12 protein-coding genes, 1 pseudogene and 1 CRISPR repeat array are annotated in these 15,108 nt (G+C 65.0%); all 13 genes and pseudogenes read left to right on the top strand.

Annotated elements, in window-relative coordinates; genetic code table 11:
* A pseudogene (locus BB334_RS14840) lies at positions 1 to 262 on the top strand (CRISPR-associated helicase/endonuclease Cas3); the annotation flags it as partial.
* Between the two features lie 11 nt (positions 263 to 273).
* Positions 274 to 948 (top strand): type I-C CRISPR-associated protein Cas5c, encoded by a 675-nt coding sequence (gene cas5c, locus BB334_RS14835; protein WP_068809266.1) that lies wholly within the window; start codon positions 274 to 276, stop codon positions 946 to 948.
* Entirely contained in the window at positions 945 to 2,780 is a 1,836-nt protein-coding gene (gene cas8c, locus BB334_RS14830; RefSeq protein ID WP_068809265.1) for a type I-C CRISPR-associated protein Cas8c/Csd1, read from the top strand. Before cas5c ends, cas8c begins: the two co-directional genes overlap by 4 nt.
* A 30-nt stretch (positions 2,781 to 2,810) precedes the next feature.
* Positions 2,811 to 3,692: a type I-C CRISPR-associated protein Cas7/Csd2 gene (gene cas7c, locus BB334_RS14825; protein ID WP_068809264.1), complete on the top strand. Its 882-nt coding sequence runs from the start codon at positions 2,811 to 2,813 to the stop codon at positions 3,690 to 3,692.
* A 33-nt stretch (positions 3,693 to 3,725) separates the two neighbouring features.
* Positions 3,726 to 4,361: a CRISPR-associated protein Cas4 gene (gene cas4 / locus BB334_RS14820; RefSeq protein WP_068809479.1), complete on the top strand. Its 636-nt coding sequence runs from the start codon at positions 3,726 to 3,728 to the stop codon at positions 4,359 to 4,361.
* Positions 4,362 to 4,364: 3 nt separating this feature from the next.
* Entirely contained in the window at positions 4,365 to 5,405 is a 1,041-nt protein-coding gene (gene cas1c, locus BB334_RS14815; protein WP_068809263.1) for a type I-C CRISPR-associated endonuclease Cas1c, read from the top strand.
* Between the two features lie 9 nt (positions 5,406 to 5,414).
* Positions 5,415 to 5,705, top strand: a complete 291-nt coding sequence (cas2, locus tag BB334_RS14810; RefSeq protein WP_068809262.1) for a CRISPR-associated endonuclease Cas2 — start codon at positions 5,415 to 5,417, stop codon at positions 5,703 to 5,705.
* A 186-nt stretch (positions 5,706 to 5,891) separates the two neighbouring features.
* A CRISPR array of direct repeats spans positions 5,892 to 10,461; the repeat unit is 32 nt; unit sequence GTCGCGCCCCGCGTGGGCGCGTGGATTGAAAC.
* Between the two features lie 296 nt (positions 10,462 to 10,757).
* On the top strand, positions 10,758 to 11,123 hold the full coding sequence (locus tag BB334_RS14805; RefSeq protein WP_068809261.1) for a hypothetical protein: 366 nt from the start codon (positions 10,758 to 10,760) through the stop codon (positions 11,121 to 11,123).
* Between the two features lie 48 nt (positions 11,124 to 11,171).
* Positions 11,172 to 11,834 carry a hypothetical protein gene (locus BB334_RS14800; RefSeq protein ID WP_068809260.1) on the top strand — a complete coding sequence of 221 codons (663 nt, stop codon included), beginning with the start codon at positions 11,172 to 11,174 and terminating at the stop codon, positions 11,832 to 11,834.
* 189 nt (positions 11,835 to 12,023) lie between these two features.
* Complete coding sequence (locus tag BB334_RS14795) at positions 12,024 to 12,764, top strand: DUF2278 family protein (RefSeq protein ID WP_068809259.1); 741 nt, start codon at positions 12,024 to 12,026, stop codon at positions 12,762 to 12,764.
* 296 nt (positions 12,765 to 13,060) lie between these two features.
* Positions 13,061 to 14,563, top strand: coding sequence for an aromatic/alkene/methane monooxygenase hydroxylase/oxygenase subunit alpha (locus tag BB334_RS14790; RefSeq protein ID WP_068809258.1), 1,503 nt, complete (start codon positions 13,061 to 13,063; stop codon positions 14,561 to 14,563).
* Positions 14,564 to 14,622: 59 nt separating this feature from the next.
* Positions 14,623 to 14,889 (top strand): toluene-4-monooxygenase system B family protein, encoded by a 267-nt coding sequence (locus tag BB334_RS14785; protein ID WP_068809257.1) that lies wholly within the window; start codon positions 14,623 to 14,625, stop codon positions 14,887 to 14,889.
* 38 nt (positions 14,890 to 14,927) lie between these two features.
* On the top strand, positions 14,928 to 15,108 hold a 181-nt coding region (locus tag BB334_RS18530; protein WP_198531268.1), incomplete at its 3' end, for a Rieske 2Fe-2S domain-containing protein.

Below are 15,108 nucleotides of genomic sequence, written 5' to 3'. Positions count from 1 at the left end.
CGATGACGCCCGCCGCGACATCGAAAGCCTGCGCTATGCGGAGCGGAGCGGTGGCCTCGCGCGGGCGCTGCAGCCCTACCTGGTGCAGCTACCACGCAACGGGTTCGATGCGTTGCGCAAGGCAGCGGCGATTCAGCCGGTTGCGCCGGAGAAATGGGGAGAGCAGTTCATGGAACTGGTGAACATGGACATATACAGCAGCGAGTTCGGCATCTGGTGGGAAGAGCCAACCTTTATGAACTCGGCCAACACGATCATTTGAAGGAGGGGCGCATGAGCTTTGGAATCCGCCTGCACGTCTGGGGCGATCGGGCCTGCTTCACACGGCCGGAAATGAAGGTGGAGCGGGTGAGTTACGACGTCATCACGCCGTCGGCCGCGCGCGGCATCCTGGAGGCCATTCACTGGAAGCCGGCGATTCGCTGGGTGGTGGATCGCATCCACGTGCTCAACCCGGTGCGCTTCGAGTCCATCCGTCGTAATGAGGTTGGCGGAAAACTGTCGCCGGGCAACGTGCGCAAGGCGATGAAGGCTGGCACCACCGCCGGGCTGGCGACCTACGTCGACGAAGACCGCCAGCAGCGTGCCGCCACGGTGTTGCGCGATGTGGCCTACGTGATCGAGGCCCACTTCGAACTGACCGACAAGGCGGGGCCGGACGATTCGGTGGCTAAGCATCTGGACATCTTCAACCGCCGCGCCCGCAAGGGGCAGCATTTCCATGCCCCGTGCCTGGGCGTGCGCGAGTTTCCCGCCCATTTCAGCCTGATCGAGGACGGTCAGCCGCTACCCGACGCCCATCCCGCTCGCGAACCGGACAACGACCTGGGCTGGATGCTGCACGACATCGATTTCGCCCAGGACATGACGCCGCGCTTCTTTCGCGCACAGTTGAAAGCGGGCGTCATCGAGGTACCGCCGTGGCAGCACGGGGAGGTCAAGTCATGATCCTGCAGGCGTTGAACCGCTATTACGAGCGGCTGATCGAGCAACAGGCCGAGGATGTCGCACCCGCCGGCTGCAGCCCAGAGAAGATCAGCTTCGAGATCCTGCTGACGCCGGAAGGCGATGTGGCGCAGGTCAACGACATTCGCGACACCTCCGGGAAGAAGCCTCAGCCTAGGATGTTGCTTGTCCCCGCATCATTCAAGCGTTCAGGGACGGGGGCCAAGCCATTCTTTCTTTGGGACAAAACCAGCTACGTATTGGGAATCACGAGCACCGCCAAGTGTCGGGACGACAGAGAAAAAGAGGATCTCTTGGCGAAGGCGACGAAGCACTATCAGGCATTCTTGGAGTTTCATGAAGCCTGTCTCGGCAATAGTGACGACCCCGGACTCAAGGCTTTGCTCAGTTTCCTGCGCGGCTGGTCGCCGGCGCAGTTCGAGGCGCGTGGTTTTCCGCCCGACATGGTGGACGCCAACCTCGTGTTTCGCCTCGACGGCGAGCATTGCTATCTGCACGATCGGCCAGCCGCCCGGGCGGTAGGCGCCCGATTGCTCGCGGGTGAAGAAGGGCAGGAAGCGGCGGCAAGCGCGGCGGTCTGCCTCGTCAGCGGAGAATTGGCGCCGGTGGCCCGCCTCCATCCCGCAATCAAGGGTGTGAATGGGGCGCAGAGTTCGGGGGCGTCCATCGTCTCCTTTAACCTCGATGCCTTCACATCCTATGCCAAGAGCCAGGGCGACAACGCGCCGGTATCCGAACAGGCGGCCTTCGCCTACACCACCGCGCTGAACTATCTGCTGCGCCGGGGCGGACACAACTGCCAGCGCCTACAGGTTGGCGACTCGTCGGTAGTGTTCTGGGCCGAGGCGGCCGATGCGAAGCAGGCGAGCGCGGCCGAGGATCTCTTTGCCGCCTTGCTCAACCCGCCTGCCGACGACGCTTCGGAGGCCGCGCGGGTGCGCACCGTAGTGGATTGCATCGCGAAAGGCCGACCGGTGGCGGACCTCGCCCCGAATCTCGAACCTGGCACTCGCATGTACGTGCTGGGCCTCGCCCCCAACGCGTCGCGCCTGTCGGTGCGCTTCTGGCAGGTGGATACGCTGGGGGTGCTCGCTGGCCGTATCGCCCAACATGCGGAGGACCTACGTCTGGAGCCGCTGCCGTGGCGCACCGAGCCGTCCGTCTGGCGGCTCGTGCTTGCGACCGCACCATCCCGCGACGGGCGCGGCAAAAGCGAGGACGTGCCTCCACTGCTGGCGGGTGAATTCATGCGCGCCATTCTCAGCGGCGGGCCGTACCCACGCAGTCTGCTGGCCAACACCATCATGCGGTTTCGGGCGGACGGAGACATTTCCGGCCTGCGCGTGGCCTTGTGCAAGGGCGTTCTGGCGCGCGAACGGCGCCGGGACATTCGTACATCCGAGGAGGAGATCCCCGTGAGTCTCGACAAGCAATCCACCCAGCCCGGCTACCTGCTCGGGCGGCTGTTCGCAGTTCTGGAGAACGTGCAACGCGCCGCCCTGGGCGGCCAGGTCAACGCCACGATTCGCGACCGCTACTACGGCGCGGCGTCGGCCACGCCGGCCTCGATCTTTCCGGTGCTGTTGCGCAACACCCAGAACCACCTCGGCAAGCTGCGCAAGGAGCGCAAAGGGCAGGCGGTGAACCTGGAGAAAGACATATCCGAGATCGTGGGCGGTCTGCCCGACCAGTTTCCGCGCAGCCTCAAGATCGAAGACCAGGGCCGCTTCGCAATCGGTTACTACCATCAGTCGCAGTCCTACGTCACGCGCCGCGACGGTGCTGAAGACATCGACCCCGATACCGCTGCTTGACCCATTACCCGTAATCGAAGGAATCGACCAATGACTGCCATCGCCCACCGCTACGAGTTCGTTTATCTGTTCGACGTAACCAACGGCAACCCCAACGGCGACCCCGACGCTGGCAATCTGCCGCGGCTCGACCCGGAAACGAACTGCGGCTTGGTGACCGACGTCGCCCTCAAGCGCAAGATCCGCAACTTCGTCACGCTGGACAAGGAAGGTACACCGGGCTTCGCCATCTACATGCAGGAGAAGTCGGTACTTAACAACCAGCACAAGAAGGCGTACGACGCGCTGGAGATCAAGCCCGAGGACAAGAAGCTGCCCAAGGACGAGGTCAAAGCGCGCGAGATCACCGCGTGGATGTGCGCCAACTTCTTCGACGTGCGCACCTTCGGCGCGGTGATGACCACCGGCATCAACGCCGGCCAGGTGCGCGGGCCGGTGCAACTCGCCTTCGCCACCTCGGTAGAGCCGGTGCTGCCGCTGGAAATCTCCATCACCCGCATGGCGGTAACCACCGAGAAGGAAGCCGAGGCGCAGAGCGGCGACAACCGCACCATGGGCCGCAAGCACATCCTGCCCTACGGACTATATCGCGCTCATGGCTTCGTCTCTGCCAAGCTCGCTGAACGCACCGGCTTCTCCGACGATGACCTGCGACTGCTCTGGAACGCGCTCAGCAACATGTTCGAGCACGACCGCTCCGCTGCACGCGGCGAGATGGCCGCCCGCAAGCTGATCGTGTTCGAGCACGAGAACGCCATGGGTAATGCCCCCGCACATGTACTGTTCGACGCCGTCAAGGTGAGGCGGAGGGAGGGCACCGAGGACCGCCCCTCGCGCAGCTTTGCGGACTATCGCGTCAGCGTCGATGCCGAAGCCATGCCCCAGGGCGTAAGCGTCCGCGAACTGCTGTAAGCAGACGCGGTGACCCAAGAAGGGATGGAGCCCATGGAGGAGTCCGACGACCTCATCCCCCTCTCCGCCCTGCAGCACCATCTCTACTGCCCGCGCCAGTGCGCGTTGATCCACGTCGAACGCCTGTGGGCCGAGAACCGGCAGACGGCGGAGGGGCGCTTGCTGCACGACCGTGCAGACCACCCGCAGATCGAGCGCCGCCACGGCGTGCGCACGATTACCGCGATGCCGCTGTCCAGTGCGGAGTTGGGCATTGTCGGGGTGGCGGATGTGGTGGAGTTCAGGGCGGAAGAGGGGGTCGAGCGCCCGTTCCCTGTCGAGTACAAGCGCGGCCGCCAGAAGGCCCACCGTGCGGATGAGGTGCAGTTGTGCGCGCAGGCGCTGTGCCTGGAAGCGATGTTCGGCTGCCGGGTGGAGGAAGGCGCCTTGTTCTACGGTCAGACGCGCCGTCGCCAGACGGTGGTATTCGACGACGAGCTGCGTAGACTGACCCTGAAAACCATACAGGCCACGCGCGAGATGATCCGCGCGGGGCAAACACCGACGGCGAGCTACCTGGCGAAACGCTGTGACGCCTGTTCGCTCATCGATCTGTGCCAACCGAAGCTGCTCGGCAAGGGACGGGATGTCGAAGCCTGGCTGCGCAGGCAGGTCGCCGAGGAACCTTGAAGCATGCGTCGACAACTCAACACCGTGTATGTAACCACCGAAGGCGCATGGCTGCGCAAGGATGGCGAAAACATCGTCATGGAGGTCGAGGGCGAAACCCGCGCCCGTCTGCCGGCACACATGCTCGAGAGCCTTGTCTGCTTCGGCCGCGTGCTGGTTTCGCCGCCGCTGCTCGGCTATTGCGCGGGTCAGGGCATCAGCGTGTGCTACCTGAGTCCCAACGGCAAGTTCCTCGCCCGCGTGGAAGGGCCGGTTTCCGGAAACGTCTTGCTGCGCCGCGAGCAATACCGTCGCACCGACGATGGGCCGCGCTGCGCGGCCATCGTGCGCAACCTGCTTATCGGCAAGGTGCACAACCAGCGCGCGGTGGTGTCGCGCGGGCTGCGCGACTACGGCCAGGACTTGTCAGCGCCGGCGCGCGACGCGCTTCAGCACGCCCACAATCGGCTGAAGCGAATCGGAGCCCGCCTGCTTGCCGAGGCACCGGTCGACATCTTGCGCGGCTTGGAAGGCGAGGCGGCGCAGGCCTACTTTGGCGTGCTCGACCATCTCATCCGAGTCCCGGATGCGGCGATGCGTTTCGGTGGTCGTAGCCGCCGGCCGCCCACCGATGCGGCCAACGCGCTGCTGTCTTTCCTCTACACCCTGCTGACCCACGATTGCCGCTCCGCCCTTGAGACGGTAGGCCTCGACCCGGCAGTGGGGTTTCTCCACCGCGATCGTCCCGGTCGCCCCAGCCTGGCGCTGGATCTCGTCGAGGAATTCCGCCCCGTGCTCGCCGACCGGCTCGCCTTGTCGCTGATCAACAGAAAGCAGGTGTCCGCACGGGACTTCACGCGCATGGACAATGGTGCTGTGTTGCTGAAGGAGGCCGCGCGCAAGACCGTACTCACCGCCTACCAGGAACGCAAGCGCGAACAACTCCGCCACACATTTCTTGAGGAGAAGGTCGAAATCGGCATGTTCCCCGCCATCCAGGCACAACTCCTTGCAAGACATCTGCGAGGCGACCTGGATGCCTACCCTCCCTTTCTCTGGAAGTAAGGGAATCTCATGATGGTCCTCGTCAGCTACGATGTCAGCACCACCAGCGCCAGCGGTCGAAAACGCCTGCGCCGGCTCGCAAAGGCATGTCGCGACTACGGCCAGCGGGTGCAATATTCGCTGTTCGAGATCGAGGTGGACTACGCGCAGTGGACCTTTCTCAAGAACAATTTGTACGAGCTGATCGACCCGGAGCAGGACAGTCTGCGCTTCTACTATCTCGGCAAGAACTGGCAGACCAAGGTCGAACACGTCGGCGCCAAGCCGGGGCTCGACCTGAACGGCCCGCTCATCCTTTGAGTGGCCGCGCGCGAACGTGTAGCACCCGCTTGAACCCGGGCGGGTTCGCAACACGCCAGAACCTCCGATTCTTCGGACATGCGGCGGCAATTTTCGGTCGCCACTCCCCAATTTTGCAGCAATGCTCCGGCGGTTCGCGGAGATCGTGTATTTTTCGTCTTATCTTCATGCAATTGTGAGGACACGGTCGCGCCCCGCGTGGGCGCGTGGATTGAAACTTTGGGAAGCCGGAGAGCGTCAGCACGCCAGCGCCAGTCGCGCCCCGCGTGGGCGCGTGGATTGAAACACGCCATCCCCGTGAGCACAAATTCCGTGACCGGTCGCGCCCCGCGTGGGCGCGTGGATTGAAACTTCTTGGGCCGTGGCGAAGCGGAGATGCATGTCCCGTCGCGCCCCGCGTGGGCGCGTGGATTGAAACCTTGCGAAGCACGGGAACGTCGAGATTGGAATGTCTGTCGCGCCCCGCGTGGGCGCGTGGATTGAAACAGCATCGAGGCCTTCGAAGCCGACCTCGTGCCCATGTCGCGCCCCGCGTGGGCGCGTGGATTGAAACCAGCGATTGGCTTGCAACGATCAACGCCGCCCTAGTCGCGCCCCGCGTGGGCGCGTGGATTGAAACGTCACCCGTCACAAAAAGCACCCGCGGCCCCCGCGCGTCGCGCCCCGCGTGGGCGCGTGGATTGAAACATCGCCATCCGTGAATCGACGGCGACGATGAGCGGGTCGCGCCCCGCGTGGGCGCGTGGATTGAAACTCCCCCGCCTTCCCGAGCTTCTTTTGCCGACTCCCAGTCGCGCCCCGCGTGGGCGCGTGGATTGAAACTCGTCTAGCGCCTGAAACAAGGCCGCGAGATTCGCGTCGCGCCCCGCGTGGGCGCGTGGATTGAAACAGCCGCGTCGACCGGCCGTAGTCGGCGGCAGCAGCGTCGCGCCCCGCGTGGGCGCGTGGATTGAAACACCAGAACGCGCAGCTGGGGACCCTTGTGATACGGTCGCGCCCCGCGTGGGCGCGTGGATTGAAACTCAAGCTGACAGAGCAGTCGCCTTATAGCGGACTGTCGCGCCCCGCGTGGGCGCGTGGATTGAAACGCAGCCGCCTCCTGCTCCTTCAGGATGAATTCGGGTCGCGCCCCGCGTGGGCGCGTGGATTGAAACTTGAGATGGCGCCACACTGCGACGGCCACCACGAGTCGCGCCCCGCGTGGGCGCGTGGATTGAAACACCCAGGCCAAGGGCTGGGTGCGCGCCCACTACGGTCGCGCCCCGCGTGGGCGCGTGGATTGAAACCACCTGCAACGACCCAACCCGCTCGGGCACCCCTGCGTCGCGCCCCGCGTGGGCGCGTGGATTGAAACCACCTGCAACGACCCAACCCGCTCGGGCACCCCTGGTCGCGCCCCGCGTGGGCGCGTGGATTGAAACCACACCCGACTCACCGTGACCGGCAGCCCGGACCGGTCGCGCCCCGCGTGGGCGCGTGGATTGAAACGTCCGCCATCCAGTCCACGAGATACAGTCCCAGTCGTGTCGCGCCCCGCGTGGGCGCGTGGATTGAAACAGCTTCAGCGTCGAGACGTGCAGCGACAGCAGCGTCGCGCCCCGCGTGGGCGCGTGGATTGAAACTGGTGATAGAGCAGGGAATGAAATTCGATGCGGTGAGTCGCGCCCCGCGTGGGCGCGTGGATTGAAACGCTACGTGTTCCGGAACCTGGGCACCATTACCCCGTGTCGCGCCCCGCGTGGGCGCGTGGATTGAAACGTTCCGACTGTCGTTGCTATCGTCGATGACGTGAGTCGCGCCCCGCGTGGGCGCGTGGATTGAAACCCCTTGTCGGTTTGTCCGTTTGCTAACGCGCACAAGTCGCGCCCCGCGTGGGCGCGTGGATTGAAACAGTATCTCGATGCCGTGGTAATAGACAGCCCGGGTCGCGCCCCGCGTGGGCGCGTGGATTGAAACCTTGGCTCGTCCGCCACGTCGTCATCGCGCCGCGTCGCGCCCCGCGTGGGCGCGTGGATTGAAACAACCAGACGAACGCCGCCGGCTACCGGCCCCACACCGTCGCGCCCCGCGTGGGCGCGTGGATTGAAACCACAACGGCCCCTTGTACAGGTACGCCTCGACGCGTCGCGCCCCGCGTGGGCGCGTGGATTGAAACATCTACACCGAAAACGGGGGGCAGACATATACTGCGTCGCGCCCCGCGTGGGCGCGTGGATTGAAACCCATCAGAATGATTTGTATGGCCACAGCAACTGCGTCGCGCCCCGCGTGGGCGCGTGGATTGAAACGACACCGCCGCGAACGCGAAAAACATCATCGTGCTAGTCGCGCCCCGCGTGGGCGCGTGGATTGAAACCACAAGGCAAGCGTGATTTCGCCCTGGTAGTCGGCGTCGCGCCCCGCGTGGGCGCGTGGATTGAAACTCGGTCATCTCGTTGTGGTGCGTGTCGCCGCTCGGTCGCGCCCCGCGTGGGCGCGTGGATTGAAACTCCAGCCACATGTCGACGTTGAATCGGCCCTTATCGTCGCGCCCCGCGTGGGCGCGTGGATTGAAACACCAGCGCGGCCGACCTGTGGTCGGGCCGCTCGGGCGTCGCGCCCCGCGTGGGCGCGTGGATTGAAACTGCCTCAACGCTATCAGCGACGCCGCCAATCTCAGGTCGCGCCCCGCGTGGGCGCGTGGATTGAAACGTCCTCTGGTGATCGCGCTCGGTACTCTGGGGGGTCGCGCCCCGCGTGGGCGCGTGGATTGAAACATGCGACCCCAACCACCAGGCGCATCCGCCCAATCGTCGCGCCCCGCGTGGGCGCGTGGATTGAAACACCTGCGCTCGCAATGGACAGGGCGCACGCTTTACGTCGCGCCCCGCGTGGGCGCGTGGATTGAAACGTCATGGGCATCCCTGAACTCAAGCTCGATCACGAAGTCGCGCCCCGCGTGGGCGCGTGGATTGAAACTTCAAAATGAGCGTCATGCTCTCGGGCTCGTCGGAGTCGCGCCCCGCGTGGGCGCGTGGATTGAAACTTCAAAATGAGCGTCATGCTCTCGGGCTCGTCGGAGTCGCGCCCCGCGTGGGCGCGTGGATTGAAACGCCGCGATGACGAGGACCTTTACCTGTTCGGCACCGTCGCGCCCCGCGTGGGCGCGTGGATTGAAACGGCTCGGTGCCGCGCACCTACGAGCAGATCGCGATGTCGCGCCCCGCGTGGGCGCGTGGATTGAAACTGCGAGAAGGCCACGCCATACCGGACCCGCTCGCGTCGCGCCCCGCGTGGGCGCGTGGATTGAAACAGATTGAACGACCACGCCGGACATTCCCCGCCCGGTCGCGCCCCGCGTGGGCGCGTGGATTGAAACCCATCGGGACGCGGCATTTGAAGCCGCGACGGGAGTCGCGCCCCGCGTGGGCGCGTGGATTGAAACGCATCGTCGGTGAGGCCCTAGAAGATCACTGACCAGTCGCGCCCCGCGTGGGCGCGTGGATTGAAACGAGAGTTATACGGCGTCGTGGCGGCATACGGTCAAGTCGCGCCCCGCGTGGGCGCGTGGATTGAAACCGGGTGGGGGGTCGTGCCCGGTCTGGTCCAGTACGGTCGCGCCCCGCGTGGGCGCGTGGATTGAAACTGACCGTCCCCGATTTAACGTCCGTGCCGCCATACGTCGCGCCCCGCGTGGGCGCGTGGATTGAAACAGGCGATGGGCTACGAGGTCCAGTACGTCGAGGGGTCGCGCCCCGCGTGGGCGCGTGGATTGAAACCATGCAACCTGCACTTCCGGCGCCTCGATCAGTTCGTCGCGCCCCGCGTGGGCGCGTGGATTGAAACATCACGATCAGCATCTCGGCGACCTCCGGCCGACACGTCGCGCCCCGCGTGGGCGCGTGGATTGAAACATCGCATCACCCCACAATCCACGTCCGCGACCATCGTCGCGCCCCGCGTGGGCGCGTGGATTGAAACACGACACCCAACGCAACATACTCCCGCAACTGCGTCGCGCCCCGCGTGGGCGCGTGGATTGAAACCTTTAGCGATAGCGCATTAACCGGAATTAACCCAAGTCGCGCCCCGCGTGGGCGCGTGGATTGAAACATACGCATGGTGTCGCATGTCGAGGTACGGGATGGTCGCGCCCCGCGTGGGCGCGTGGATTGAAACGCCCTCGAACCCCCCATCCTCGCCCGCCTGCAAGGTCGCGCCCCGCGTGGGCGCGTGGATTGAAACATGCTCATTGCGTCTTGTTGATCGACGCCCAGGTGTCGCGCCCCGCGTGGGCGCGTGGATTGAAACATATCGTCACGAAATTGCGTCAGCGCGCCCACAAGTCGCGCCCCGCGTGGGCGCGTGGATTGAAACGCCGCGCTCGAACAACGCATCGCCGCCGTGACCAGCGTCGCGCCCCGCGTGGGCGCGTGGATTGAAACAGCACCGCCGATGGCAGCCTGCGCCTGGACGCGGGTCGCGCCCCGCGTGGGCGCGTGGATTGAAACGCCGCGCTCGAACAACGCATCGCCGCCGTGACCAGCGTCGCGCCCCGCGTGGGCGCGTGGATTGAAACAGCACCGCCGATGGCAGCCTGCGCCTGGACGCGGGTCGCGCCCCGCGTGGGCGCGTGGATTGAAACTGAATGCGCGACGCCAGCCCTCTTCGATTTCCTTGTCGCGCCCCGCGTGGGCGCGTGGATTGAAACGCCTTACATTTGCCGATGAGGCAGCGGCCTGAATGTCGCGCCCCGCGTGGGCGCGTGGATTGAAACTGCGCGCGCGGGATTGCGCCGCTCCAACTCGCGCTCGAATCGCCCCTGCCGATGTCGTCCAGTACGTCCTCGCCTGCCCATCCCGCGTCCCCTGCGTATCGATCTGCGCGCGTGCGTGCTATCACGAAAGCGCACACTCAACTGGCGAAGAGGGGAACATCATGCAGCGGACCTCCACTCTTGCAGTCGGATTGTTGGCGGGCCTGCTCGCTTGCACCCCAGCTGCCCTAGCCACCCAGGCGGCGGCCCCGGGCGGAGCATATTGCGCTCCATTTGCGGGCGGAAACGGCTTCCGCTTGCTCGCCATCAAGGGTGAGTCACAGCAAGTGATCCGGTTCGGGTTTTCGATGTGGACGCCAGAAGGGAGCCATTGCGGCGTGACGGGTACCGCGACGCCCTCGCAGGCGGGTTGGACGCACACGAGCGGTAGCGAGGCCGGCGCCGACTTGTGTGTGCTCACCCTGTCCCGCATGGGCGACGGCTACCGGGTAAGCGCCGCTCCGGGCACCTGCGCCAGTGCATGCGGTGCGCGTGCAACGATTGACGGCGTGACCTTTCCGCCCACTTCCCAGGTGCAAAACGCTGTCTCGGGAAGGCTGTTCGAGCCCGAGACACTCTTCAATACTGATTGCAGCATGCTCGAGCAATTCGCTGGCGAGTGAACCTCGCGTCGCGGAACGGCGCCGCGAAGTGCTGAAAGGAGCAAGGCCATGCGCTGCGAGATCGTCGACAGTGGTCACTGCCCGGAAAAACGCCGGAATCACCGCCGCAGCCTCGCCGCGTCATGTGCTTCGACCCTTCGTGCCGCGACCGCAGCGTGCCTGGGCTTGCTTGCGCTCGGCGGCCCCGACCTGAGGGCGGCTGAATCCACCGCGGCATCGGCTTACGTCACCGGGTTCGCGCACAAGGGCAAGAACGGAAAGCAGACATACAAGATCCTCACACACGTTGCCTATGCGCCGGACCCGGGTTTGCCGGGCGGCATTGCGGCCTTCGGCATTCCCGATGGCGGCTCGGTCGTGTTGCTGACCTTCACCCCGTACGTACCTTCCTTGTCTCCTGCCGGAGCGAGCCGGGAGGTGATGACCACGAAGCCCCCGCTCGACGCGCCTCAGTTGCCGCGGTTCGTCATGGTGTGTGCATGGCCGCTGGAGGGGGAGAAACCCGGCCAAGCGGTCGCCGGCTTCGCGGAGCTCGACGAGGCGAACATTACGATCCTGCCCGAGAAGTACTTCGTCGGCATTTCCGCGATGTGGGTCGAGATCCCGGCCAACCGCGCGCCGGATGCGTTCTCTCGGCATGATTACTGTGGCGAGATCGCGACGACTGGAAAATCGGCGGCGCCATGGTGGCTGCGCGACCGGAAGCGGTAGGCAACTCGGTCCAGACGTCGTGTGACTCAACCGTCATTTTCATGCGCATCACTCGCCCGGCCATCGGCAGCGCGGCTCCACAACCACGTGCTTCGCCGCCCCGCAATCGCGATGGCATGGCTTCGATCGACTTGAGGGCAGTCGGGACGGGTTAGCCCCCCCTCAACCGACCGCTCGCGGAGGCACCTCATGGGACTCTCGGCAGGTTACGGCCTGGTGATCGGCCAGAAGCACCACTACTACCGCGATCCACCGGACGATTTCGGCCGTTATTACCACGGCAACCTGGTGGTACACGCGCCGAACGGCAATTACCACTGCGCGATCGATGTCGATCCGAAGAACATGCCCAACGGCGTGGAGTGGCGGCTGGTGCGCATCCGTCCGACCCAGTTTGCCGGGATCGCCGCCTTGGCCGACGGCTGGCATTTCCTCGCCTCGACCGGCGCTTCGGGGGCGCTGGACTACATCCGCGCCCCGGTGCTGCATCCGCCGATTCGTCTGCTCGACGTGCGGCACGATCATTTTCTGTCGCGGCTGCTGCGGGCGCTGCGCATCGTGCCGCCGCGGCGGAGCTACAAGGAACTCAATCCGCCCTGGAAGCGGTTCCAGAAGTTCCTGCTCGAATTCATCCGCTGGCATCCGCCGTGGAAGAGCGGGACGGGCATCGACGCGCTGGTCGATCTCGAAGTGGTGATCGACCAGGGGGTGCGCTTCTACGTCTTCGGCGAGCCGTTCACCAGCGGCCTCGGCGTCCACAACATCCACCAGAATCAGGGCGACCCGATCGGCAGCGGCTTCGATCTCGAGAACGCGATCTGGCAGGACGGCGCCACCATCGTCGAGACCGCCGACGGCCGCTTCATCGGCTTCCTCAACAAATTCAAGACCCAGGCATGGGAAACCGACGATGAAGGTCGCCCGGTGTGATCCTGGTTGGCGTTCTGCTACTGCGCCGCCGTCGCCGCAGGGGCGGCAGCAGCAGCGCGCCGGCTTCCGACGTGCGCTCGCCATGATCGGCACGACCGAGCAGCCGCGGAGCGGCGCGGGCGATCCCCGCAGGCCGGCAATCTAAACCAAAGTCTAATTTCAGCGCGTCCAGCTTCCGCTTACCTTCTCCTCGCGCTCGGTGCGAAGTCGTTCCAACCCGCACCGGCTCGTGGCGAAAGGTTCGCCTTGATTCGAGGGCCACCGAACTCTCGAGACTGATCAGGAAGGAGACATGGATGGCTGTACTCAACAGAATGGATTGGTACGACCTGGCGCGCAGCACGAACTGGACGCCGTCGTACGTCACCGAGGACGAATTGTTCCCGCCGAAGCTGTCGGGCGAGTTCGGACTGCCGCTGACCGCCTGGGAAGGATATGACGAGCCGTACAAGCAGACCTACCCCGAATACGTGAAGGTCCAGCGCGACAAGGATGCCGGCGCCTACTCGGTGAAAGCCGCGCTCGAGCGCAGCCGCATCTTCGAAAATTCGGATCCGGGCTGGAAGTCGGTGATGAAGGCGCACTACGGCGCGATTGCCCGCGGCGAATATGCGGCCGCCAGTGCCGAGGCCCGCATGATGCGTTTTTCGAAGGCGCCGGGCATGCGCAACATGGCGACCCTGGGCTGCCTGGACGAAATCCGCCACGGCCAGATGCAGCTCTACTTCCCGCACGAGCACGTGTCCAAGGACCGCCAGATGGACTGGGCGTTCAAGGCCTACGACACGAACGAGTGGGCGATGATCGCCGCGCGTCACTTCTTCGACGACATCATGGTCCGCGATGCGATCAGCATCTCGATCATGCTGACCTTCAGTTTCGAAACCGGCTTCACCAACATGCAGTTCCTCGGCCTGGCGGCGGATGCGGCCGAAGCGGGCGACCACACCTTCGCCAACCTGATCTCCAGCATCCAGACCGATGAATCGCGCCACGCCCAGATCGGTGGGCCTGCACTCAAGGTGCTCATCGAGAACGGCCATAAGGCGGAGGCGCAAAAGCGCGTCGACATCGCCGTGTGGCGCGCCTGGAAGCTGTTCTCGGTGCTCACCGGTCCGATCATGGACTACTACACCCCGCTCGAGCACCGCAAGCAGTCCTTCAAGGAGTTCATGGAGGAGTGGATCGTCGCCCAGTTCGAGCGCGCCCTGACCGACATGGGGCTGGACCTGCCGTGGTACTGGGACATCTTCCTGAAGGACATCGCCGAGACGCACCACGGCATGCACCTCGGCTCCTACTTCTGGCGCCCGACGCTGTGGTGGAACCCGGCCGCCGGCGTGACTCCCGACGAGCGCGCCTGGCTCGAGGAGAAATATCCCGGCTGGAACGACACCTGGGGCCAGTGCTGGGACGTCTTCATCGACAACGTCGTGGACGGTGACATGGCCATGACCTACCCGGAAACCCTGCCCTACGTGTGCAACATGTGCCAGCTGCCGATCATCGGCACGCCGGGCAAGGGCTGGAACGTCAAGGACCATCCGCTCGAATACCAGGGCCGCCTCTACCACTTCGGCTCCGAGGTGGATCGCTGGGTCTTCCAGCAGGACCCGGAGCGTTATGCCGGCCACCTGAGCATCGTCGACCGCTTCCTCGCCGGAATGATCCAGCCGATGGATCTGGGCGGTGCGCTCAAGTACATGGACCTCGCCCCCGGCGAAATCGGCGATGACGCGCACGACTATGCGTGGGCCGAGGTGTACCGCGCGCTGCGTGCGGCCAAGAGAGCGAGCTGAGAAACCCCATCAAAGCAGGCCGGCGCGGCAAGCGCCGGCCAATCAAGGAGACAAGACTCATGGCGCTATTTCCACTGACCTCCAATTTCGAGGGCGACTTCGTGCTGCAACTGGTGGCCGTCGATACCGACAACACCATGGACGAGGTCGCCGCCGCCGCCGCGGTGCATTCCGTCGGTCGCCGCGTGAGGGCACGCCCCGGCTGCGTGATGCGCGTCCGTCGCCAGGGCGGCGAGGCCTTCCTGCCGCGCACGATGAAGGTTTCCGAATCGGGGCTGAAGCCGACGGAAACCATCGAAATCATCTGGGAAGCCGGGGCGCACTGACGCGCCGTACCGCATCCATGACGATCTCGGAGAGAACCATGAGCTTTACAAAGGTCTGCACGGTCGATGACCTGTGGGAAGGAGAGATGGAGTCGTTCACCGTCAACGGCCACGACCTCCTGCTGGTATGCGCCGAAGGCGGCGTCATCAAGGCTTTCCAGGGTATCTGCCCGCATCAGGACATTCCGCTCTCGGAAGGCAGGTTCGACGGCCAGAAGA

The sequence above is a fragment of the Thauera phenolivorans genome (assembly GCF_001696715.1).
Taxonomy (GTDB): Bacteria; Pseudomonadota; Gammaproteobacteria; order Burkholderiales; family Rhodocyclaceae; genus Thauera; species Thauera phenolivorans.
This window is presented reverse-complemented; position numbering and strand designations above follow the sequence as displayed.